The 22,195-nt window shown below is 66.7% G+C and carries 15 protein-coding genes and 1 tRNA gene; 10 read left to right on the forward strand and 6 right to left on the reverse strand.

Features of this window, described 5'->3' with window-relative positions; translation table 11 throughout:
- Positions 1–14: 14 nt before the first annotated feature.
- The 3 genes from ACZK4Z_RS06145 to ACZK4Z_RS06155 are packed head-to-tail and all read right to left on the reverse strand — an operon-like array spanning position 15 to position 4,269.
- Positions 15–2,813: a TonB-dependent receptor plug domain-containing protein gene (locus tag ACZK4Z_RS06145; RefSeq protein ID WP_478451230.1), complete on the reverse strand. Its 2,799-nt coding sequence runs from the start codon at positions 2,811–2,813 to the stop codon at positions 15–17.
- 11 nt (positions 2,814–2,824) lie between these two features.
- Entirely contained in the window at positions 2,825–3,793 is a 969-nt protein-coding gene (locus tag ACZK4Z_RS06150) for a FecR family protein (protein ID WP_032127573.1), read from the reverse strand.
- A complete protein-coding gene (locus ACZK4Z_RS06155; RefSeq protein WP_229301228.1) occupies positions 3,790–4,269 on the reverse strand; it encodes an RNA polymerase sigma factor in 480 nt (159 codons plus the stop codon). The genes ACZK4Z_RS06150 and ACZK4Z_RS06155 overlap by 4 nt, the downstream gene beginning before the upstream one ends.
- Positions 4,270–4,555: 286 nt before the next feature.
- Here ACZK4Z_RS06155 and ACZK4Z_RS06160 point away from each other — a divergent pair, with 286 nt between their 5' ends.
- From ACZK4Z_RS06160 to ACZK4Z_RS06170, 3 genes are all read left to right on the forward strand, one after another.
- Positions 4,556–7,429 (forward strand): autotransporter domain-containing protein, encoded by a 2,874-nt coding sequence (locus ACZK4Z_RS06160; protein ID WP_478451231.1) that lies wholly within the window; start codon positions 4,556–4,558, stop codon positions 7,427–7,429.
- A 97-nt stretch (positions 7,430–7,526) separates the two neighbouring features.
- The gene (locus ACZK4Z_RS06165; protein WP_329913943.1) at positions 7,527–8,531 is read left to right on the forward strand and encodes a 2-hydroxyacid dehydrogenase; all 1,005 of its coding nucleotides are present in this window, start codon (positions 7,527–7,529) and stop codon (positions 8,529–8,531) included.
- Positions 8,532–8,581: 50 nt separating this feature from the next.
- A tRNA-Thr gene (locus tag ACZK4Z_RS06170) sits at positions 8,582–8,657 on the forward strand.
- 95 nt (positions 8,658–8,752) lie between these two features.
- On the opposite strand, the gene ACZK4Z_RS06175 is transcribed toward ACZK4Z_RS06170, so the two are convergent.
- Both ACZK4Z_RS06175 and ACZK4Z_RS06180 read right to left on the reverse strand, forming a co-directional pair.
- The gene (locus ACZK4Z_RS06175; RefSeq protein WP_125895440.1) at positions 8,753–9,085 is read right to left on the reverse strand and encodes a hypothetical protein; all 333 of its coding nucleotides are present in this window, start codon (positions 9,083–9,085) and stop codon (positions 8,753–8,755) included.
- A 28-nt stretch (positions 9,086–9,113) separates the two neighbouring features.
- Entirely contained in the window at positions 9,114–9,734 is a 621-nt protein-coding gene (locus ACZK4Z_RS06180) for a GyrI-like domain-containing protein (protein ID WP_125895441.1), read from the reverse strand.
- Positions 9,735–10,086: 352 nt separating this feature from the next.
- Between ACZK4Z_RS06180 and cyoA the strand changes: the two genes are divergently transcribed.
- Genes cyoA through cyoD form a run of 4 tightly spaced genes read left to right on the forward strand, consistent with a single transcriptional unit; the run spans position 10,087 to position 14,103 of the window.
- Positions 10,087–11,127, forward strand: a complete 1,041-nt coding sequence (gene cyoA / locus ACZK4Z_RS06185; protein ID WP_032127566.1) for a ubiquinol oxidase subunit II — start codon at positions 10,087–10,089, stop codon at positions 11,125–11,127.
- Positions 11,128–11,129: 2 nt separating this feature from the next.
- Positions 11,130–13,127, forward strand: coding sequence for a cytochrome o ubiquinol oxidase subunit I (gene cyoB, locus ACZK4Z_RS06190; protein WP_049462341.1), 1,998 nt, complete (start codon positions 11,130–11,132; stop codon positions 13,125–13,127).
- Positions 13,124–13,762, forward strand: a complete 639-nt coding sequence (gene cyoC / locus ACZK4Z_RS06195; protein WP_125895442.1) for a cytochrome o ubiquinol oxidase subunit III — start codon at positions 13,124–13,126, stop codon at positions 13,760–13,762. The genes cyoB and cyoC overlap by 4 nt, the downstream gene beginning before the upstream one ends.
- On the forward strand, positions 13,762–14,103 hold the full coding sequence (gene cyoD, locus ACZK4Z_RS06200) for a cytochrome o ubiquinol oxidase subunit IV (RefSeq protein WP_005408584.1): 342 nt from the start codon (positions 13,762–13,764) through the stop codon (positions 14,101–14,103). The genes cyoC and cyoD overlap by 1 nt, the downstream gene beginning before the upstream one ends.
- 119 nt (positions 14,104–14,222) lie before the next feature.
- Here the strand turns inward: cyoD and ACZK4Z_RS06205 are convergent, their stop codons facing one another.
- Positions 14,223–16,283, reverse strand: coding sequence for a putative bifunctional diguanylate cyclase/phosphodiesterase (locus ACZK4Z_RS06205; protein ID WP_125894539.1), 2,061 nt, complete (start codon positions 16,281–16,283; stop codon positions 14,223–14,225).
- A 149-nt stretch (positions 16,284–16,432) separates the two neighbouring features.
- On the opposite strand from ACZK4Z_RS06205, the gene radA reads away from it, so the two are divergent.
- The 3 genes from radA to ACZK4Z_RS06220 all read left to right on the forward strand — a co-directional run bounded on the left by radA (position 16,433) and on the right by ACZK4Z_RS06220 (position 22,165).
- Positions 16,433–17,809: a DNA repair protein RadA gene (gene radA, locus ACZK4Z_RS06210; protein WP_125894537.1), complete on the forward strand. Its 1,377-nt coding sequence runs from the start codon at positions 16,433–16,435 to the stop codon at positions 17,807–17,809.
- A 144-nt stretch (positions 17,810–17,953) separates the two neighbouring features.
- Complete coding sequence (locus tag ACZK4Z_RS06215; RefSeq protein WP_125894535.1) at positions 17,954–19,810, forward strand: ATP-binding protein; 1,857 nt, start codon at positions 17,954–17,956, stop codon at positions 19,808–19,810.
- Positions 19,811–19,858: 48 nt separating this feature from the next.
- On the forward strand, positions 19,859–22,165 hold the full coding sequence (locus ACZK4Z_RS06220; protein ID WP_478451233.1) for a tetratricopeptide repeat protein: 2,307 nt from the start codon (positions 19,859–19,861) through the stop codon (positions 22,163–22,165).
- The last annotated feature ends 30 nt before the right edge of the window (positions 22,166–22,195 follow it).

A 22,195-nucleotide genomic window follows, 5' to 3' on the forward strand; every position in this document is an offset into this window, starting at 1 on the left:
TAGATTACTACGCTTCAGCGGAACTGCAGGGTAAGCAGGTAGTAGCGGCCGAGCGGATCGTCCAGCCCGGGCATCTGCCCGCCGTTGCCGACCAGATAGTTCACCGGTTGCGTGTCCAGCACGTTGTGCACGTCCAGCGCTGCAACGATGCGCGGCCCCAGCCGGCGTGCGAGGTGCAGGTTCCAGCGCAGCTGCCGTGGGTTCATGCAGTGGTTCCGGTCGACCTGCTTCTGCGGGCACTCCGCCCCCGGCAGCCAGGCACGCGTGCGCCCGATCTGGTTGCCGCGCAGCGCGATGTCCCAGTTGCTGTTCTGCCATTGCACGTTCAACACCGCAGCCAGCTCGGGTGTCACATGGCCACGCAGGTCCACGGCGGCCTCATGGTCACGGCGGCGAAGCAGTTCCTGCTGCTTCAGCGCATCGAGCGAAAACAACCATTGGCCGTTGCTGCCGCTGTCGATGCGGTACTCGCCACGCAGCACCCAGTTGCGGGAGGTGGTGCGGCCGATGTTGTCGAACGACAGGCGCAGGCTGCCCAGGTGGCCGTCTTCATCCAGTTCCCACGTGCTGCGGTTCCACACCGCATCGCTCGGCTGCAGGGCGAGGATCTCGTTGCGCAGTTCCACGATGTTGTGGGTCAGCGACAGCGAGAACGTGTCGTCGGGCGTCCACGTGGCTGCCAGCGAATGGCTGCGTGATCGTTCGGCCTTCAGTGCATCGTTCTCAACCACGTTGGCCGTGACGCTGCAGCCGCCACCACGCGTGGCGATCGCACATTCCGGAAGGGCACTGGACACCGGAAGCGTGATCGAGCCGAAGTAGCCGGGCGGCCGCCGTTGCTCGAACAGGCTCGGTGCACGATAGCCGCGCCCGCTGGCCAGCAGGAACGACCAGTGCGGCGTAGGGCTCCAGCGCAGCCCGGCACGAGGCGAGAACGCCATGAAGCCGCCGTCGCGGTCCCAGCGTGCAGCCAGGTCCGCGCGCAGCGTGGGGGCCAGCGGCAGGCCCAGCTCGGCGTAGACGCCACTGCTTTGTCGCGACAGGCGGCGTCGCTGCTGTGGCAGGCCCAGCGCAAGGTCGCCCTGGCTCAGCAGTGCGTCCGGGCGCGAGGTCCAGCGTTCATGGCGCAGGTCGATGCCGGTGGCCAGCTGCGCATTGCCGCCGGGCATTGCCATCAGCTCACGCTGCACGCCCCACCAGCCCTGCCATTGTGCGGTGCTGCCGCGGTTGCGGATGGACGGAAACAGCGTGTCCGCCTCGGCCGCCGGCGGCGCGTCGAAACCGGGAGTGAACCTGCGCGCCTGCGTTGCTTCAAGCAGGCGTGTCGTGCGCACGGTGCCTGCAGTGGACAAGGTCACGTCGCTGCGCTGCGCGCTGATGCCCGCCTCCCAGCTGCGCCGGCCCTGGTCGCGGCCGATGCCGAAGGTAAGGTCGGCATCGGTGGCGCGGACGCTGGGGCGCACGTTGCCGGCCTCACGCAGCACACTGTTGAAGGTGATTCCGCGCGAGACCACCGCAACGGCGGTCGGGCCCAGATCGAAGCGCTGGCGGTTGTGACTGGCCCGCGCCTCGACATAGGTATAGCGTCCCTCACCACGTTCATGCCGGTAGTGCAGGAAGGCCGACGCGGTATCCGAGGCGGGCTGCAGCGACCGCGGCCGCGCGCTGTCAAACCAGCAGCCATCCTCGCGCCGCTTCAGGGGCGGCTCGCAGCGCCGGGCGGGCACGTACCAGTTGCCGAAGATCGCGCCGATCGGATACAGCGAGGTTTCCGCGTGCCAGTCACGCTGGTCACCGGCGACATGTTCGACACGGTGCAGATCGAGTCCGGCAAACCAGCGGTCCCCGTTGCCACGCGCGCCGCCCGTGGCGGCCTGCAGGCGGTACTGGCCCGCATCGCCGCGGCTGCTCAGGCCGGTCTGCAGCATGGCTTCGGGCCCATCGGCCTGGTCACGCAGGATGATGTTGACCACGCCGGACATGGCGTCGGCCCCATAGATGGCCGAGGCACCACCGCGTACCAGTTCGATGCGGTCGACGAAGCTCAGCGGAATGCCGCCGAGGTCGGTGAGCCCACCCTGTTCCAGCGACACCATCGGATAGCGCGGCAGGCGCCGGCCGTTGACCAGGAACAGCGTCGCCCGCGGGCCCATGCCGTCGAGGCTGGTGGTGGCCGCTGCGCCCACCGGCAGGTACTGCGAATCGCCGCCGCGCGAGGTGCTCATGGCCGGATGGCCGTTCATGCCGGGCAGGTGCCGCAGCAGGTCGAACAGATTGCCGTAGCCGCTGCGCAGGATATCGTCGCGATCGATGGTGGTGACCGGCAGTGTGGTCTGCACCGAAGAGCGCGGCAGCCGGCTGCCGGTGACATGGATGGGCGCCAGTTCCACCTGGTGTGGCGTGTCGGCGGACTTGGGAGCCGGGCGCGGCAGGCGCGGGGCTGCGACCGCTTTCGGCGGCGTGGCAGGGGGCTCGGGATGGACGCGCCGCACGACAAAGGCGCCGGATGACGTGCGCAGGATGTTCACCGGCAGGCCGGCGACCAGCTGCTTCAGGGAGGCCCCGGTATCGCGTTGGCCACGGCTGCCGCCGGTGCGCAGATCATCCAGTTCACGTGCGTCGAACAGCAGGGCGGTGCCACTCTGCCGGGCCCATTGCTGCAGTGCCGGCACCAGTGGGCCGGCGCCCACGTCGATCTCCAGCGTGCCGGCGGGCTCGCCGGCATCGGCCATCGGTAGTGCGGCAACACCCAGTGCAAGGCATAGCAGGGCGCGGAGCAGCCCCCACTGCAGCGCACCCGGACCTGCCTTCACTGCCGGTCTCCTCAGTAGGTGCGGCGCAGTTCCAGCGCGCCATCCGGACGCGTCTGGCCAGCCACGGACCAACCCAGTTCCAGCGCCGACAGCAGCTCCTGTGCATCACCGGCGCGGAAGGTGCCGCTTACAGCCAGGTCGGTGATCTCCGGATCGACGATCACCAGTGGCGTGCGGCCATAACGGTTCATGCGCTCGACCACGATCGACAGTGGCGTGGCATCGAACACCAGTTGCCCACGCAGCCAGCCTTCAGCGGCTGCGTTGGACGAGAGGGCAGGGCCCGGCTGGATACGGCCGGAGGGCAATACCTGCAGCTGTTGGCCGGGTGCCAGCGTGTGCTGCGCTGCGCCGTTGCTGACTTCCACGGCACCTTCCAGCAGCGCGACCTCGACCAGGCCGTCGCGCAGGCGTTCCACCTGGAAGGTCGTGCCGATGTCGCGGATCGTACTGCCGCCGGCGTGCAGCTGAAGCGCCTTGTTCGACGGAGCGACCTGCAGTTGCAGCCGACCCCGCTCCAGCACCAGATCACGATGACGCCAGCCGAAGCGGGCGCGGAGGGTGGTGCCGGCATCCAGCATGGCGACGCTGCCATCGGCCAGCGTCTGCTGCTGTGCCTGGTGCGAATCATTGGCGTAGACCTGTGGCGTCGGGTTGCCGTCGACGGCAACCATCCAGCCGATGCCGATCGCCATGCAGACACCGGCGGCAGCGGCCACGCCCGGCAACCAGCGCCGGCGCGGCGGACGCGCCGCCCGTGCCGCGGCGGTGCGCAGCCAGGGGTCAGCCGCAAGCTCCGCACCCTGCTGGAACAGGGTTTCGGCCTGCACCCAGGCTTTGACGTGGGCCGGATCTTCGGCCAGCCAGTCCTCGAACGTTTCGCGTTCGGCCGATGTGCAGTCCGGGGCTTCCAGGCGGGCTACCCAGGCGCTGGCGCGTTCAAACAGCTGTGCATCATCCCTGTGCGGGGTGCCACTCATTGGCCGTCCCTGTCGTTGTGCAGCGGATCCGATCCCAACTCCTGACGCAGGCCCTGCAGGGCCCGGGCGATATGTTTTTCCACGGTCTTGGCAGTAATTCCACAATGCCGCGCGATCTGCGTGTAGCTCATGCCGGTGATGCGGTTGAGCAGATAGACCTCGCGTGCGCGTTCGGGCAGCTTGAACAGGGCCTGCCGCAGCAGGGACAGCATCTGCCCTGACTCGGCCTGGCGCAATGGATCGGGCGAGGAACTGGACGGTTCGTCGCTGCCATCGTGTTCGGCCAGCGGCAGATGCGGCCGCGACTGCGGCGAGCGGCCGCGGTCTGCCAGGCGGTTGCGGGCGATACGATACAGCAGCAGGCGCAGTTCGTCCGGGCCCTGTGCGCGATAGCGGATCAGCCGCTCCATGCAGTCCTGCGCGATATCCTCCGCATCCTCAGGCCCGACCCCCCGCGTGCGCAGGAACGCGCACAGCGGTGCGCGCTCTTCGCGTACGAACGCGATGAAGGCATCCGCAGGTGCGGGCGGCTCCGGCGCGTGATGGATCAGGGGAGACGGGGTGGACAGGGCTGGCCTCGACTGTCGGTGGCGAATGCGTCATCGAGTTTTACGCGACGATGACCGGATGGGGAAGAGTGTGCATCGATCGGATTCTCATTGTGAATGTATTCATTTTTCAGGATCCGTTCCACTGGGGGAGATCGCCCCGCTGCGGCGTTGATCGTTCTACCCGCGTGTTGCGGGTGGAGAGAGAGAACGCATGAAGTATTCGAAGTTGAGCCTGGCCCTGGCCGGGCTGATGGGCGTTGGCGCCATCGCGGCAGCTGATGACGTCATGGCAATGAGTTATCACGTGCAGGACGATCGCGTCTTCCTCAGCGGCGGCGTCACCGTCGCCGATGTGGTGGCGCTGCCCGCACTGCTGGCCAAGGCGCAGGCTGAAGGCCGTCCGATCCGCGAAGTCGTGCTGCGAACGTCCAACGGTGGCGCGCTGATCGCCGGCGAGTGGCTGCAGGCGGTGATCCGTACCCAGGGCCTGGACACCATCGTGTCCGGCCACTGCATTTCGTCCTGCTCGATCATGCAGTCCGGTGGCGTCAACCGTTACCTCGGCGGCGATCTGCCGCTGGTCGACTCGGTGCAGATCCATGCCGCCAGCAGTGGTGGCAGGATCACCTATGCGCCGTCGCCGCGCATGACCCAGATCTACACAGGCAACTACGGCGGTGGCATGGATGCGGGCCTGTTGCACAAGGCCATGTATGAAGTGGTGCAGCCCAATGGCCTGCTGGTATTCCGCGACCCGGCGCGTACCACGGGTACGTCGGTCACCTTCGATCCGGATGGCAGTGGGAGCAAGCTGGAGTCATTCCCGGGCCAGGACATCCGCAGCAACAGCATCATCAACACGGCGGGCTATCGCGATCCGGGCGACACCCTTCGTGTCACCAGCAACGTCAGCGGCGACATCAACCCGGGCTACCTGCGTACCGCGCGCCAGCTGCAATCCTTCGTCGACGACGATTTCGCGCGCTGGAATACCGACTGGGCCAGCACCTACATCAACTATGCGGTGAGCCTGTACAACTTCTCCACGCGGGGGGCGAACGGTATCGGCGCGCAGTCGTTGCAGCAGCTGCTCGCCGACCCCGACCTCCAGGATGAATTGCGCGGCCAGCTGCGGCTGGCCGATCTGGATGCCTCGACCCTGGCCAACTCCGCCGGCGTGATCCGTGTCAGCAATGGCGCCACCTGGCGCACCGCTGAAACCACCGGCGCCGATTTCATTCTGGTGGACAACGGCACCATCGCACTGGAGGGTGGTGCGCTGCGCACCCCCGAGCTGCGGGTGATGCCGGGCAGCATCGTAGTGGGCCACGGTGATATCGCATCGGTCGGCACCGACAGCGATGCGCTGCTGGATGGCACCGGCCCGTCCTACCGCGAAGATGGCTTCAACCGCCTGCGCGTGTTCGGCACGCTGATGCCGCGCGGTGGGGATCTGGTGACCCACGGCTATGTCAACATCATGCCCGGCGGGCAGGTGCTGTTCGATGTTACCGAAGCCGGTGGTACCGGCAGTGGCCGCCTGCGCGTCGGCAGCTTCTACGACGGCGGCACTGAGGAGGGCGCGCTGGTGATCGCGCAGGGCGCACACCTTGCGTTGAATGTGGCCCAGGGCTTCTATGCCGGTGCCTACCGCCGCGATCTGGTGGAAGGGCCGATCTACCAGGGGGGCTTCCAGGATGTCGTGCGGCTGGGGGACGCCGGATACAGTGCCAGCATCACTGCCGGTGAAGTGTTCCGCCCGCGCCACAATTCGCTGCTCAGCTTCAACGTCAACCAGACCGCCGATGGCCTGTGGCTGACCGCCAACCCGGGCTTTGACCAGCTGGGCCTGTTTGCCAACGGTACGTCCGGCGACGGCCTGGGCCGCGCGCTGGCGACCGCCTCCGATCGCCAGGACAAGGGACTGAGATCGCTGCTGGGCGCACTGCAGTTCGCCGACCGCGATGTGATCGCACAACAGGCCGGTGCCCTGCGCGGTGATGCGCACGCCAGCCTGCGACTGGCCGACACCGCGCTGGTGGGCAGCATCGGCAACGTCGTGCAGCAGCACCAGTCGGCCATGCGCAGCGGCGGTGATGCCGATGGCCTGGCCTCGCAGGTGGCGCAGTCGGTCTCCTCCCAGCCGGGCATGCGCCATGGCAGCCTGTTCAACCAGCTGGCGATGCACCTGGTCGAGCCGGCGTCGGGCAGCGTTGCGGGCAGCGCTGATGCTGGACGCAGCCATGGCATCTGGGCGCGTGGTTTCGCCAGCCATGGCCGCCTCGATGGCGACGGTGGCGTGGCCGGCCTGAGCCACACCATCGGTGGCATCGTGGTCGGTGCCGATACCCGCGTGGCCGATGACCGCGTGACCCTGGGTGTCAGCGTGGCCGCGGCGGACATGTCGACCAAGGCCAGCGATGGCTCTGGTTTCACTGGTGACGTGCGTGCGCTGGACGTGGGCGGCTACCTCGATGCGACGTACGCGCGCGGCTATCTGTCGGCGGCCGTGCGCTACACCGATCTGCGCCACGATACGCGTCGCAGCATCAACGGCATCGATGGCCTGCAGCAGCCACTGCGCGCCAAGTACAGCAACGATGCGATCTCCGCACGGGTGGAACATGCGTTCTCCTTCACCACCGCCAAGGGCCTGGTGATCCAGCCGTTGCTGCCGGTGGTGGACTACGCGCGCACCTCGGCCACCCGCTTCAACGAAGGGCAGGGCGCCGGTGCGCTGGTTGGCCGCAGCGGCAGCCTGGAGAGCATCCGCGTGGGTGCGGGCCTGCAGCTGTTCAAGACCTTCGAAGGCAACAACGGCGAGCGCATCACCCCGCGCGCGCGGGTGGTCTGGCAGAAGGAACTGGGCGATTCGCAGGCCCGCTACAGCACCGGCTTCGCCGCGGCCCCGGATCTGGTGTTCGGCGCCAGCAGCCAGGCGGTGGGCGAGCAGGTGCTGGCCTGGAACCTGGGCGTGACCAGCCGTGCCAGCGAGCGGCTGTCGATCATGGCCGATTACGTGGGTGAGCGCCGCGACGGGCAGATCCAGAACGGCGTGATGCTGGGCCTGGGCTACAAGTTCTAAGTGGCACCCGGCACCGGCGATGAAGGCATCGCCGGTGCCATCCCAACGCGGGTGCTGCTGCGGTATGGTCGATATGCCATTCCACCCAGGCCCGTCCATGCAGATCGCCGTCTTCAGTGCCCGCCCCTACGACCGTCGTTTCCTTGATGAGGCGAACCAGCGCGATGCGGCTGGGGACGGCTTTGCGTTCGTGTACTTCGATGTGGCGCTGGACGTGCACACGGCCGCGCTGGCGCAGGATTGCGCAGCCGTATGCGTGTTCGTCAACGACCGCCTGGATGCGCCGGTGCTGCACGCCCTGCATGCGTTGGGCGTGCGGGCCGTACTGCTGCGCTGCGCCGGCTTCAACAATGTGGACCTGGCAGCCGCGAAAGGGCTGGATCTGTTCGTCGCACGCGTACCGGCCTATTCCCCGGAGGCGGTGGCCGAGCATGCGTTGGCGCTGGTGATGACCCTCAACCGGCAGACCCATCGCGCCTACAACCGCGTGCGCGAGGGCAACTTCATGCTCGATGGCCTGCTCGGGCGCACCCTGCATGGGCGCACGGTCGGCATCGTCGGCACCGGCAAGATCGGGCTGGCCACCGCGCGCATCTTCAACGGCATGGGCTGCACCGTGCTGGGGCACGATCCTTATCCGTCACCCGCGTTCGGTGGTATCGGCGAAATGGTCGGGCTGGATGAACTGCTGGCGCGTGCCGACATCGTGTCGCTGCATTGCCCGCTGACGCCTGAGACTCATCACCTGATCAATGATGCATCACTGGCGCGGATGAAGCCGGGCGCGATGCTGGTCAATACGTCGCGCGGCGCACTGGTCGATACCCATGCCGTGATCCGCGCGCTGAAGTCGCGCCGGCTGGGTCATCTGGCCATCGACGTGTACGAGCAGGAAAGCGCGCTGTTCTTCCAGGACCTGTCTGGCGAGATCATCGACGACGAGGCCTTCCAGCGCCTGATGACCTTCCCGAATGTGCTGGTGACCGGCCACCAGGGCTTCTTCACCGTGGAGGCGCTGCAGGAGATCTCGGCGATCACGCTGGGGAACCTGCAGGATTTCGTGGCCGGGCGGGTGTGCGCCAACCGGGTAGAGGTGGGCTGAGCCGGATGGATTGACCGCCGGGGCGCCCAGCCCGTAAAATCGCGGGCTCCGCCGGAATAGCTCAGTTGGTAGAGCGGCGCATTCGTAATGCGTAGGTCGCAGGTTCGACTCCTGTTTCCGGCACCAGTTGTAATGAAAAGCCCCGGCCTTGGTCGGGGCTTTTTGTTTGCGCCCGCCGGTGATCATTGGATTACCACCTCACCGAAGGCTGCAAGCCTTCATCAACGCCTCGTCATCCCTGCGCCTCGTGCCAGCCACCACGCGAGCTGCCGGAGATAGCCACCTGCTGCTCCCGCCGATGCGCCGATCAGCAGGCGTGCGAGCACTCTGGTCCCGCGCGCGGCTCGCTCCCGCACCCAAGGCAGTACCGCCACCACCTGCGCACCCAGCAACAGCATCAGCACGTCCAGCCCAAGCGCATCCAACACCGGCAGCAACGGCGACAGCGCCGGATTGCAGGCCAGCACGATCACCAGCGCAGCCCCAAGCGTGGCCAATAGCCGGCGCCCGGCGGGCAGGGTGGTCCAGTGCAGCAGTCGGCTGATCAGGCGCATGGCATTCCTTGTGTCATGAGCGCGAACCTCAATCAGGTCCAAGCGCGCGCACCGGCTGCCGCAGCACGGTCTTCAACCGCGCCGCGTCGGTCTTGCGCGGATCGCTCAGGTAGATCTCGTGATGGGGGCCGGCGAAGGCGTAGCCCAGCGAAGGCATCAGTTCGTTGTGCAGATGGGCCAGGGCCGGACCCTCGTCATCGTAGGCGCCTACATGCAGGGTCTGCAGGCAGAGGCCTTCTTCAAGAACTTCGTGGCGAAGGCTGGCCGGAACGTCGCCCAGTTTCTCCGCCGCCTTGGCGATGGCAGCCTCCAACTGCGCTGGACTGATCCCGTCCGGCGTGCGGATCATCACCGTCCACTTCCACTCATCCTTGCGGCGAGCCACAAAGCTCGACGGATCCTCGGCGGTCCACAGGGCTTCCAGCGGTGGCACCACGTAGTCCTGGCCCCCGGCCTTCAGTGCGAACTTCAGTGCATAGCTCACCGCGTACAGCCACTGCACCGCCTCCAGATAGGCTGGCGCGATATTCGGATCGCCGTGGCCGTCGACCATCAGGTAGGGCAGGGGCGGCACCTGCACCGGAACGAACTGGCCTGCCGGTGGCTGGTACAGCGCCCGGTCGCGTTTCTTGAAGTCGATCTTGTCCATGCACCTTCCTCCTGTGCCGAGCATCCCACGCCTTGCTTTCGCAGGCATGCCTGAACATGTTCAGGCGACTTTGCCGAACACGGGCGGAGCAGCCGCCATCGCCCGATGCTAGGATGCCGCCCCCGGGTGTTCTGCCCGCCGCGGTTGCGCGGTGCGACAACGTGTCGCAGCCAGAAACGGGCCTTTCCTGCGCTCGATCATTGTCAATGCCTTTCTTAAATGGTGGGTGACGGCCTAAAATTGAAAGGCTGACTCGACCCCACCTCCCTACCTGTCTTCCGGACCGGTGGGACCGGCTTTGGCCGGAACAGGCAGGACGGGGAACGGCATTCCCTCGCAATTGGATCGACCGATGATTCCGTTGAAAACCCTTGGGCGCTGGTTGCGCCCGGGCCTGCTGCTGTCGTTGCTGGTGATGCTCACTGGCTGCGATGCGGTGGCCATCCTCAGTCCGAAGGGCCAGATCGGCCAGGATGAGAAGACCCTGCTGATCACGGCCACCGTGCTCATGCTGCTGGTCGTCATCCCGGTCATCATCATGACCCTGACCTTCGCGTGGAAGTATCGCGCCTCCAACACCAAGGCCCGCTACGAGCCGAAGTGGTCCCACTCGACGGCGATCGAGGTGGTGGTGTGGTCCATTCCCTGCATGATCGTGCTGGTGCTGGCGGTCCTGACCTGGCGCTCGTCGCACGCACTGGACCCGTACAAGCCGCTGGATTCGGACGTCAAGCCGGTCACCATCGAGGCGATCTCGCTGGACTGGAAGTGGCTGTTCATCTATCCGGAAGAGAAGGTGGCGGTCGTCAACGAAATCAAGTTCCCGGTCAACACGCCGCTGAACTTCAAGATCACGTCCGATTCGGTGATGAATGCGTTCTTCATCCCGCACCTGGGCAGCATGATCTACTCGATGGCTGCGATGGAGACCAAGCTCCATCTGATCGCCAACGAGACCGGTGAATTCCCGGGCATGTCCTCGCACTACAGCGGCGCGGGCTTCGCCAAGATGCACTTCACCGCCTACTCGGTCACCGATGCCGAATACCGCCAGTGGCTGGACCAGGTCCGCGCCGGCGAGCAGACCCTGGACAAGGCCTCGTTCAAGGCGCTGGGTGAAGCACGCAACGCCGAGTGGTATCCGGTCACCTACTTCGGCAAGACCGAAGAAGGCCTGTTCGACTGGGTCATCGCCAAGCACATGGGCGACAACAAGCATTACGGCATGAAGCACGAACACGCCGGTGCCGCCGCTGCCGATGCCGCCAGCCATGAAGCGCACGAGGGCCATGCCCCCAGTGACGCGCATGATTCCAAGGAATCGGGTGAAAACCTGGATGCCAACGAACACGAACACGCAGGCCACGCCGGCCATGCGGGCTCGGGAGAATGAACATGTTGGGTAAACTCTCAATTGAGTCGATCCCCCACGATCCGATCGTGCTGACCACCCTGGTCGGCGCGGTGCTGGGTGGCCTGGGCGTCATGGCCCTGATCACCAAGTTCAAGCTGTGGGGCTATCTGTGGAAGGAGTGGTTCACTTCGGTGGATCACAAGAAGATCGGCGTGATGTACCTCATCGTCGCCTTCGTCATGCTGCTGCGCGGTTTCTCCGACGCCATCATGATGCGTACCCAGCAGGCGCTCGCCGTCGGCGGGTCCGAGGGTTACCTGCCGCCGCACCACTACGACCAGATCTTCACCGCCCACGGCGTGATCATGATCTTCTTCGTGGCGATGCCGCTGATCACCGGCCTGATGAACCTGGCCGTGCCGCTGCAGATCGGTGCGCGCGACGTCGCGTTCCCGTTCGTCAACTCGCTCAGCTTCTGGCTGTTCGTGTCCGGCGCGGTGCTGATCATGCTGTCGCTGTGGATCGGTGAGTTCGCTGCCACCGGCTGGCTGGCGTTCCCGCCGTTGTCGGGCATCGAATACAGTCCAAGCGTCGGCATGGATTACTACATATGGGGTCTACAGGTCGCAGGCCTGGGTACCACGCTGAGCGGTATCAACTTCTTCATCACCATCCTGAAGATGCGTACCCCCAGCATGAAGCTGATGCAGATGCCGGTGTTCACCTGGACCGCCCTGGTGACCAACGTGCTGATCGTCGCTGCCTTCCCGGTGCTGACCATCACCCTGGTGCTGCTGACCCTGGACCGCTACCTGGGTACGCATTTCTTCACCAATGACGGTGGCGGCAACGCCATGCTGTACATCAACCTGATCTGGATCTGGGGTCACCCGGAGGTGTACATCCTGGTCCTGCCGGCGTTCGGTGTGTTCTCCGAAGTCATCGCGACCTTCTCGCGCAAGGCGCTGTTCGGCTACAAGGGCATGGTCTACGCCACCGCCTGCATCGGCGTGCTGTCGTTCATCGTGTGGCTGCACCACTTCTTCACCATGGGCTCGGGTGCCAACGTCAATGCCTTCTTCGGCATCACGACGATGATCATCTCGATCCCGACCGGCGTGAAGATCTTCAACTGGCTGTTCACCATGTTCCGCGGTCGCGTGCAGTTCACCACGCCCGTGCTGTGGACCATCGGCTTCATGGTCACCTTCACCATCGGCGGCATGACCGGCGTGATGCTGGCGATCCCGGCCATCGACTTCGTGCTGCACAACAGCCTGTTCCTGATCGCCCACTTCCACAACGTCATCATCGGCGGCGTGGTGTTCGGCATGTTCGCCGGCATCACCTACTGGTGGCCGAAGATGTTCGGCTTCCGCCTCAATGAGTTCTGGGGCAAGTGCGCGTTCTGGTGCTGGTTCATCGGCTTCTACGTGACCTTCATGCCGATGTACGTGCTGGGCTTCATGGGCATGACCCGTCGTCTGCAGAGCACCGTCAACCCGGCCTACGAGCCGCTGCTGCTGGTCGCTGCCGCAGGTGCCTTCATCGTGGGTGCCGGCATCCTGTGCCAGATCATCCAGGTGGCCGTGTCGATCCGCGACCGCAAGAAGACCGCCGACCTGACCGGCGACCCGTGGGATGCCCGTACGCTGGAGTGGGAAACCTCTTCGCCGCCGGCCTTCTACAACTTCGGCAGCCTGCCGGAAGTCACCGAGCTGGACGATTTCTGGGAGCGCAAGCAGCGTGGTGAAGCCTGGCCGAAGCCGGCCAAGTACACCGACATCCACATGCCGCGCAACACCGGCACGGGCGTGGTCATCGGTGCCTTCAGCCTGGTGTTCGGCTTCGCGATGATCTGGCACATCTGGTGGCTGGCCATCGTCGGCTTCGTCGGCATGATCGCCACGTTCATCTACCGCACCTTCGACCAGGACGTGGACTACTGGGTCCCGGCCGCCGAGGTGGAACGCATCGAGAACGAACACCGCAAGCACCTGGAAAACCAGGGCCTGGTGAAGTCGGAGCTGAAGGCATGAGCACCAATACCTCGACCCTGAGCCACGGGCACGCCGCGCAAGCGGCGGCCCATGGCCATGACGACCACGAGCACCACGACACCGGCGGCAACACCGTCTTCGGTTTCTGGGTGTACCTGATGAGCGACTGCCTCATCTTCGCCTCGCTGTTCGCCACCTACGTGGTGCTGGCCGGCGGTACCGATGGTGGCCCGACCGCGAAGGACCTGTTCGAACTGCCGTTCGTGGCATGGGAAACCGCGCTGCTGCTGACCTCCTCGCTGACCTTCGGCCTGGGCATGATTGCCATGCACCGCAAGCAGATGGGCCAGATGTACCTGTGGCTGGGCATCACCTGGCTGCTGGGCTTCGGCTTCATGTGCATGGAAGTGTGGGAGTTCCAGCACCTGATCCATCAGGGCTACGGTCCGGACCGCAGTGCCTTCCTGTCGGCGTTCTTCGCCCTGGTCGGTACCCACGGCCTGCACGTCAGCGTCGGCCTGCTGTGGCTGCTGGTGATGTTCGTGCAGCTGAAGAAGTACGGCCTGACCCCGACCAACAAGACCCGCATGGCGTGCCTGAGCCTGTTCTGGCACTTCCTGGACCTGATCTGGATCGGCGTGTTCTCCGTCGTCTACCTCAATGGAGCCCTGTAATGGCACATGACAACCATGCACACGACCACGGCACCGGCGGCGAAAGCCATGGCACCGTGAAGTCGTACCTGATCGGCTTCGTGCTGGCGGTGGTGCTGACCGTCATCCCGTTCTGGATGGTGATGTCGGGCGACTTCTCGCGCACCGTCAACGGTGTGGTGATCGCGATCACCGCGGTGCTGCAGATGCTGGTCCACCTGGTGTTCTTCCTGCACCTGGACCGCTCTTCGGAAAGCCGCTGGAACGTCAACGCTGCGGCCTTCACCGTGGTGGTGATCGGCATCATCGTGGTCGGTACCCTGTGGGTCATGCACAACATGAACGTGCACATGATGCACTGACGTCCACGCGACGTTGCCACGCAGAAAGGCCGCCTTCGGGCGGCCTTTTTGTTTGTCTGCGGATATGGGTAGTGCCGGCCGCTGGCCGGCAATCGCGGGAAGCCGGCCGGCGGCCGGCTCTACCCCGCCACCCGGCGCAGGAACTCTTCGGCATCCATAGGCCGGCCCAGGTGATAGCCCTGCAGCTGGTCGCAGCCCAGTTCGCTCAGGTATTCGCGCTGCGCCTGCGTCTCCACGCCTTCGGCTACCACCTGCAGCTGCAGGGTGCGGCCCAGCGCGATGATCGACGACACGATGGCGGCATCCTCGTCGTTGCGTTCCAGGTCATGCACGAACGCACGGTCGATCTTCAGTTCGGTGGCCGGCATCCGCTTCAGGTACAGCAGGCTGGAATAGCCGGTGCCGAAATCGTCGATGGCGATATGCACGCCCATCGCGGTCAGATCGTTGAGAATCGCCAGGCTGGCGTCGACATCCTTCATCGCCGTGGTCTCGGTGATCTCCAGGGTCAACCGCGCCGGCTCGATCCGGTGCCGCTGCAGCACCTCGCGCACGCTGTCCAGCAGGGCCGGCGAGGAGAACTGCAGCGGCGACAGGTTCACCGCCATCGACCATCCGGTATGCCCGGCCTCGTGCCATGCACGCAGCTGTGCACAGGCACGGTCCAGTACCCAGTCACCGATCGGCAGGATCAGGCCACTGCGCTCGGCGATGGGAATGAACACATCCGGCGCCAGCAGGCCCAGTTCCGGGTGCTGCCAGCGCAGCAGCGCCTCGGCGCCGGTAGCTGGTGCGCCAGCGGCCGGGAACTTCGGCTGGTAGTGCAGCAGCAGCTCGTCACGCGCGATCGCCTTGCGCAGGTCCTGCAGCAGGCGCAGTTGGCGGTTGGCGCTGAGCTGCATCGACGGGGTGAAGAAGGTATAGCCGTTCCGGCCGGTTTCCTTGGTGTGGTACATCGCCGCATCGGCGTGCGCCATCAGTTCGCGCTCGTTGCTGGCGTCATCCGGGTACAGGGCGATGCCGAGACTGGCGCTGACCTGCAGTTCGGCGGCATCCAGGGTGAATGGTTCGCCGGCAGCGGCGATGATGCGTTCGGCCACCACCACCGCATCGTCCGGGGTGTCGATGGCCAGCACGATCACGAACTCGTCGCCGCCGAGGCGCGCGAACGTGTCCTGCGGCCGCAGCAGGCCGCCGATGCGCTGTGCCACCGCCACCAGCAGGCGGTCGCCCAATTGGTGGCCGTAGGCATCGTTGACCGCCTTGAAGCCGTCCAGGTCGCAGAACATCACCGCCACTGCGCGGCCGCGGCGGCGCGCCTTTTCGATGGCCTGCTCGATGCGGTCCTGCAGCAGCATGCGGTTGGGCAGCTGGGTCAGCGGGTCATGCAGGGCGGCCTGGATCAGCTTGTCGTTGGCGTGTGCCAGTGAATCGGCCAGCAGCCCGGTGCGCACGCGCATCTGCCGATCGAACAGCGAGGCGACCAGGGCGATACCCAGCGTGGCTACAGTGGTGACGATCACCAGCACTGCCAGCCAGCGCGTGTCGATGCCGCCGCTGCCGACCGCGCCGCAGATGCTGCCTTCGGGGAAGCGTGCGGCGGCCATGCCGGTGTAATGCATGCCGACGATGGCCAGGCCCATCACCAGCGAGGCCAGTGCGCGCAGGCGCGTGGTGTGGCGCTGCTCGGAACGCAGGCGGAAGGCGATCCACAGCGCCGCGCCGGCGGCACCGATGGCTACTGCAATGGAGGCGGCGAACCAGCCCGGGTGATAGTCGATACCCGGCTGCATGCGCATCGCGGCCATGCCGAGGTAGTGCATGGTGGCAATGCCCAGGCCCATCAGCACGGCGCCGGCCAGCAGTCGTCGCCAGGGCAGGCTGGGTCGCGACACCAGCCACAGCGCATAGGCCGAAGCGCCGATCGACACTGCAAGCGAATACAGGGTGATGCCGAGGTCGTAGCCGACCGGGATCGGCAGGTCGAAGGCCAGCATGCCGATGAAATGCATCGACCAGATACCCAGGCCCATCGCCGCCGCGCCGCCGGCCAGCCACCAGCGGGCCACGCGGCCCTCGGCCGTGGCCAGGCGGCCGGCCATGTCCAGCGCCGTGTACGAAGCAAGAATGGCCACCAGCAGGGAGATGGCGACCAGGCTCTGACTGTAACTGCCAGTCATGTTGAATCCAGAGGGGGAGGGAGGGGCGCCCGCAAGGCGCACGCCCGCGACAGCTATCGGCGCGGGTGGGCGGGACTTGAGCGGTCGCAGCACCTGCGACCCGGCTCGGCTATCCTGCCACGCCTGTTCCCGTTGCTGGAAATCATCCAATGGCAAAAGCCCGCACCGCCTACGTCTGCAATGATTGCGGCGCCGAATTCAGCAAGTGGCAGGGCCAGTGCACCGAGTGCAACGCCTGGAACTCGCTGTCGGAAATCGTGCTGGAGAGCGCGGCGGCGGCCAAGGCGCCCGCGTCGCGCCGGGCCGGCTGGGCCGGCAAGATCGACCCGCCGAAGATCACCGCTCTGAAGGACGTGGAGCAGACCGAGCATCGCCGTGTCTCGACCGGCATCGGCGAGTTCGATCGCGTGCTGGGCGGTGGCCTGGTCGAGGGCGCGGTGGTACTGGTTGGTGGCGACCCGGGCATCGGCAAGTCGACCCTGCTGCTGCAGGCGGTGGCGAAGATGGCGGCCGAGCTGCCGGTGCTGTACGTCACGGGCGAGGAGTCGCTGGCCCAGGTGGCCGGCCGCGCACACCGGCTGGAATTGCCGCTGGATGGTGTCAACGCGCTGGCCGAGACCGGCGTCGAGTCGATCCTGCAGCATGCGTCCAAGGCCGGCCCACGGCTGATCGTGGCCGACTCCGTGCAGACCCTGTGGACCGAGAGCCTGACCGCCGCGCCCGGCTCGGTCAGCCAGGTGCGCGAGAGCGCGGCGCGGCTGGTGCGTTTCGCCAAGGAGACCGGCACCGCCGTGTTCCTGGTCGGCCACGTGACCAAGGAGGGCGGTATCGCCGGCCCGCGCGTGCTCGAACACATGGTCGATGCGGTGCTGTACTTCGAAGGCGAGAGCGGCAGCCGCTTCCGCCTGCTGCGCGCGTTCAAGAACCGCTTCGGTGCGGTCAACGAGCTGGGCGTGTTCGCGATGGGCGACAAGGGCCTGAAGGAAGTCTCCAATCCGTCGGCGATCTTCCTGTCCGGCGGCAGTACCCACCAACCCGGCAGCTGCGTGATGGTCACCCGCGAGGGCACCCGGCCGCTGCTGGTTGAAGTGCAGGCGCTGGTGGATGCCTCGCCGCTGTCGAACCCGCGCCGTGTCGCAGTCGGCCTGGAGCAGAACCGCCTGGCCATGCTGCTGGCCGTGCTGCACCGTCATGGTGGCGTGCTGGTCGGCGACCAGGACGTGTTCGTCAATGTGGTCGGGGGTATCCGCGTACAGGAGACCGCAGCCGACCTGCCGGTGCTGCTGGCGGTGCTGTCCTCGCTGCAGGACCGGCCGCTGGCGGAAAAGACGATTGCGTTTGGCGAGGTTGGCCTGTCCGGCGAGATCCGACCGGTACCCAATGGCGAAGACCGCCTGCGCGAGGCCGCCACCCATGGTTTCAAGCGCGCCATCGTGCCCAAGGCCAATGCGCCCAAGGGCGGCTCGGTGAAGGGCATGGAAGTGATCGCGGTGGAGCGCCTGTCCGAGGCTATCGACGCGGCGTGATCGCGCCGGGCATGGCCCGGCGTCACCACCGCGCACGTGGAATACGGCGGCCGACACGGTAACGGTCAGCCTCCCTGTGCTAGTTTTTCCCGCTCGACGAAGACGCCCTCTGGCGTCTTTCCGTGCCCAGGAGTAAACGATTACATGCAGGACACCGCGCTCACCGCCCCCAACGCCGAAATCCGTCGCGCCGGGGTCGATCTCAATGGACTGATGACGGTGCTGGGCAAGCACCTCTATTCCACCCCGGTGGTGGCGCTGCGTGAGCTGGTGCAGAACGCGCACGACTCGATCATCCGCCGCCGCATCGAACAGCCCGGCATCGAAGTGCCATCGCGCATTTCGGTGCAGGTCGATGCCGCTGCCGGCGTGCTGCGCATCATCGATACCGGCGCCGGCCTGACCCGCCAGGAGATCCATGACTACCTGGCCACCGTCGGCGTCGGCTACACCCGCGGCCTGCGCCAGGGTGGCGAGGACGATGAGGGCCTGATCGGCATGTTCGGCCTCGGCTTCCTGTCGGCCTTCGTGCTGGCGCGCCGGGTCAGCGTGCGCACCACCTCGTACCAGACGCCGGAACTGGGCCATCTGTACGTGTCCAGCAACGCCGAGCAGTACACCGTCAGCGAAGTGCCGGCACGCGCGGTCGGCACCGAGGTGGAACTGGAGCTGCATCCGGACTTCCTGCCGCTGGCCAACGAGGCGCGCCTGCACGAAGTGCTGGGTCGCTACTGCGCGCTGCTGTCCGAGCCGATCTTCATCGGTGCTGCAGGCGAGGCGCTCAACCCCGAGCCGCCGCCGTGGCGCGGCCAGGGCGATGTGGCCCTGCATCCGGTGCAGGCGCGTCGCCAGGCGCTGCAGTTCGCGGCGCGTTTCGAACATGATTTCGAGCCGATCGTCACCGTGCCGTTGCGCGCTGATAGCAGCAGTGATGCCACCGGCCTGCTGTGGGTGCAGGACGGTGCTACCTACGGCACCAGCGATAACCGCAACCTGTCGGTGTTCGTGCGCGGCATGCTGCTGGACGACGACGCCCGCGACCTGCTGCCGCCGTGGGCGGGCTTCATCGGCGGGGTGATCGAATCCTCGCGGCTCACGCCCACCGCCAGCCGCGAAGACCTGCAGCGCGATGACCAGTACCGCGCCGTGCAGCATGCGTTGCTGGAGGCGCTGATCGACGGCTTGGCCGACGTTGCGCGGCAGCAGCCAGAGGCGTGGCGACGCGTATTGAGCCGCCACAACGAGGCCCTGCTGGGCGCGGCGCTGTGCGATGACCGCCTGTTCGACCTGTTGCTGGAGCACGTGCGCGTGCCGACTTCGCAGGGTGACCTGCCGGCCAGTGCGCTGCCCGCACGCGGTGCCGTGCACGTGATCCTCGACAACGGCGGCGGCTTCGAGGAAATGCTGTTCCGTGCGATGGGCGTGCCGGTCGCGCATGGCCATCGCTATGCGGTGGTGCCATTCCTGCGCCGCTGGGCCCAGGCCAAGGGACTGCGTCTGGTCGAGCTCGGCACCGAGCAGGGCAACCGCGCGCTGTTCCGCAGCGATGACAGCCTCGACGAGGCGCAGCTGGCATGGCTGCGCGAGCAGCTGGGTGACGGCGAACAATTGCTGCCGGCACGCTTCAGTCCCGAGTCGCTGCCGGTGGTGGTGGTGCCCGACCGCGAAGCCGAGCTGAAGCAGCGCCTGGAAGACGATGAGAACGACAAGCGCGTTTCAATGGCGGCGCTGCGCCTGGCGCGTCAGTTCACCGCGCGCATCGAATCGCGTGCGCCATCGCGGCTGTACCTCAACCTCGACAACCCGGCGGTGCAGGCGCTGCTGCGCGCCCAGCGCGACGGCCACCCGCAGGCCGAAGCCGCAGCGCGCCTGCTGCGCTCACTGAAGATCATCGTCGCCGCGCAGGGCCGTCCACTGGCCCGCGCGACCGCCACGCCCGGCCCGGATCTCAACGGCGCCTTCACCGATATCGCCGGTGCCCTGCAGCAGATGCTGCGCTGAGCACCGCATCCTCTCATCCAGCCTTCGCTAGACAGGAGTACTTACCCCATGGACATCTGGAACTGGGTCGAAAAACTGCAGGGTGACCTGCGCCAGGCCGGCCAGGCGCAGAATGCGCACCTGCTGAACCGCCTCGCCGACGAGGTGAGTGAACTGCGTGTCGACCGCGTCGACGCGCTGCTGCCCGAAGCGCGAGCGCTGGGCAAGGCGCTGGACAACCCGTGGGTCGACGTCTACGTCGGCCACTGGGCGCTGCGCAACCGCGTCGGCAACCGCGTCGAAGGCGAGAGCGCGCTGGGCGAAGCCGTGGCGCTGTTCGAGCGTGCGCATCGCGAGGACACCCTGGAATGCCCGCAGTCGATCTGCGTGACCCAGGATCTTGCCGCCTGCTACGGCAACATCGATGGCCCCGGCTGGGTGCCGGAGCGCATCGAGGTGTGCGACGAGACGCTGGGCCGCATCGACCCGAGCTGGGCCTGCTTCCAGTGCCTGAGCTGCGAAAAGGCCGATGCACTGCTTGATGATGGCCGCGGCCAGGAGGCACTGGATTACCTGCAGGTGCAGTCCGACGCGATCGAGGCCTGCGGCAAGGAAGTGTTCGACAGCTTCCCGGAGATGCAGATCAAGATCCTGCTGGGCATGGGCCGCGCCGAAGAAGCGCTGCTGCTGATCGAGAAGCGCGAGGCCGAAGTGGCCGCGTCCGGCGAGTACGAGCCGGCCAACTGCACGGTGCCGCGCCGCCTGTCCAAGGCGTGGGCGCTGGCCCAGCTGGACCGCGACGAAGAGGCCTTGCAGCAGCTGGTGCCGTGGAGCGAGCTGACGCCTACCTACTGGCGGCTGTGGGCGAACACCGCCGCAGCGCTGTGCCGGCGTGATCCCGCACGCAATACCTGGGACCTGGGTACGCGCTTCAACACCATCATCGAACACTTTGCCGAGGTTGGCTCGCACCGCCTGCTGATCGAAGTCGCTGCGCTGAGCCTGGAGCTGGCCCTGCAGCGTGGCGCACGCTGGGTGGCGATGCGCCAGCTGGAACTGGCGCGTACCCATCTGGCACAGCTGCGCCAGGACCGTGGGGCGGCTGCGCTGGTGGCCGGCCTGGCGGCACGCATCGATGCATTGCCGGATGTGGCGCCGCTGCCGGTGCCAGCCGCTGAACTACTGGTTTGGCTGAACGAGCAGGGAGAGCAGAACCAGTCGCGCGATCCCGAACGTGAGGCGCAGTGGCTGCTGCAGGCACAGGCGCAGCTGCCAGATGACGAGGCGCTGGCCGAGATGGCTGCCTCCGCGCTGAGCGCCTGTGGGGCGCAGACGGAAGCGCGCGCATTGCTGTGGCGCTTCGTGCGCGCACACACGCAGGATGATGGCCCGGCCGCCTACACGCTGATGCGCTGGCTGACCGAGCAGGGCGACGATGCAGGCCTGCGCCAGTTGGCTGATCTCTATCGTGGCAGCGTGCCGGTGTTCGCGCACTGGTGCGAGGTGCAGCGCGCCCGTCGCGTGTCCGACTGGCCGGCACTGGAGCAGGCCGCGCAGGCGCTGCTGGCGGCCTCGCCGGGCTCGCATGGCGCACGCGGTACGCTGGCGCGGATGTACATGGAAACCGGTCGCTTCAGCGAGGCGCAGGCCTGCTATGCGCAGCTGGTGGAGCTGCTGGAAGAACCCAACGCCGCACACTGGGACCACATGAGCGCGGCCAGCGCGGCACGCGACTGGGATGCGGTGCGCCGCTCGGCGGCGGCGATCGGCATGGAGCTGTCCAGCCAGGACGGCGTGGTCGAGGAGCCGTGGGGCTGGGTGATCATCCGCAGCGAAGAGAACGGCGAGCCGATGGAGTACTACGCGCGCCGCAGTGGCCCGGTCACCGCGCGTATCGTCGAGAACGCACCGGCCAACCGCGCCCAGCAGGTGGGCGACTGGGTGGTGTTCGATGCTGCGCTGGTGCACCCGGCGCCGGAGGAGGAAGAAGCGCGCGAGCACTTCATCCCGACCTATGCGCAGGTGCATGTGCTGGAGCGCGGCGGCTTCGCCCGCAGTTGGCTGATTGACGGCGCACACCCGGGCGAAGAGGCGTGGAATGCTTTCGTCGCAGCGGCCGAGGCGCAGGGCTGGCAGGTGTGGTCGCACAGCCGCCCGGATTACACCGTGACCGATCCGGGCGAGGAGGAGGGCACGCTGCCGGGCCTGCTGTTCACGGTCGCCCAGCCGCAGGACCATGCGCCGCTGGCGCTGCACCGCTTCCTGCAGCAGGAAACCGCGAAGTGGCCGCATCCGCATTGCTGGCTGCGCCTGGCCGAAGCCTGCGACCAGGATCGCCAGCCGCACCTGGACGTGATCGAGCGTTACGGCTTGTAAGCCGGGTATCGGGTAGTGCCGGCCGCTGGC

It is taken from the genome of Stenotrophomonas sp. 71799_Sma (assembly GCF_056482505.1).

Excerpts from the sequence above, each read along its gene's own strand:
- ACZK4Z_RS06150 (WP_032127573.1), bottom strand. The coding sequence starts at position 3,793 with ATGAGTGGCACCCCGCACAGGGATGATGCACAGCTGTTTGAACGCGCC.
- ACZK4Z_RS06160 (WP_478451231.1), top strand. The coding sequence starts at position 4,556 with ATGAAGTATTCGAAGTTGAGCCTGGCCCTGGCCGGGCTGATGGGCGTT.
- ACZK4Z_RS06165 (WP_329913943.1), top strand. The coding sequence starts at position 7,527 with ATGCAGATCGCCGTCTTCAGTGCCCGCCCCTACGACCGTCGTTTCCTT.
- ACZK4Z_RS06175 (WP_125895440.1), bottom strand. The coding sequence starts at position 9,085 with ATGCGCCTGATCAGCCGACTGCTGCACTGGACCACCCTGCCCGCCGGG.
- ACZK4Z_RS06180 (WP_125895441.1), bottom strand. The coding sequence starts at position 9,734 with ATGGACAAGATCGACTTCAAGAAACGCGACCGGGCGCTGTACCAGCCA.
- cyoA (WP_032127566.1), top strand. The coding sequence starts at position 10,087 with ATGATTCCGTTGAAAACCCTTGGGCGCTGGTTGCGCCCGGGCCTGCTG.
- cyoB (WP_049462341.1), top strand. The coding sequence starts at position 11,130 with ATGTTGGGTAAACTCTCAATTGAGTCGATCCCCCACGATCCGATCGTG.
- cyoC (WP_125895442.1), top strand. The coding sequence starts at position 13,124 with ATGAGCACCAATACCTCGACCCTGAGCCACGGGCACGCCGCGCAAGCG.
- cyoD (WP_005408584.1), top strand. The coding sequence starts at position 13,762 with ATGGCACATGACAACCATGCACACGACCACGGCACCGGCGGCGAAAGC.
- ACZK4Z_RS06205 (WP_125894539.1), bottom strand. The coding sequence starts at position 16,283 with ATGACTGGCAGTTACAGTCAGAGCCTGGTCGCCATCTCCCTGCTGGTG.
- radA (WP_125894537.1), top strand. The coding sequence starts at position 16,433 with ATGGCAAAAGCCCGCACCGCCTACGTCTGCAATGATTGCGGCGCCGAA.
- ACZK4Z_RS06215 (WP_125894535.1), top strand. The coding sequence starts at position 17,954 with ATGCAGGACACCGCGCTCACCGCCCCCAACGCCGAAATCCGTCGCGCC.
- ACZK4Z_RS06220 (WP_478451233.1), top strand. The coding sequence starts at position 19,859 with ATGGACATCTGGAACTGGGTCGAAAAACTGCAGGGTGACCTGCGCCAG.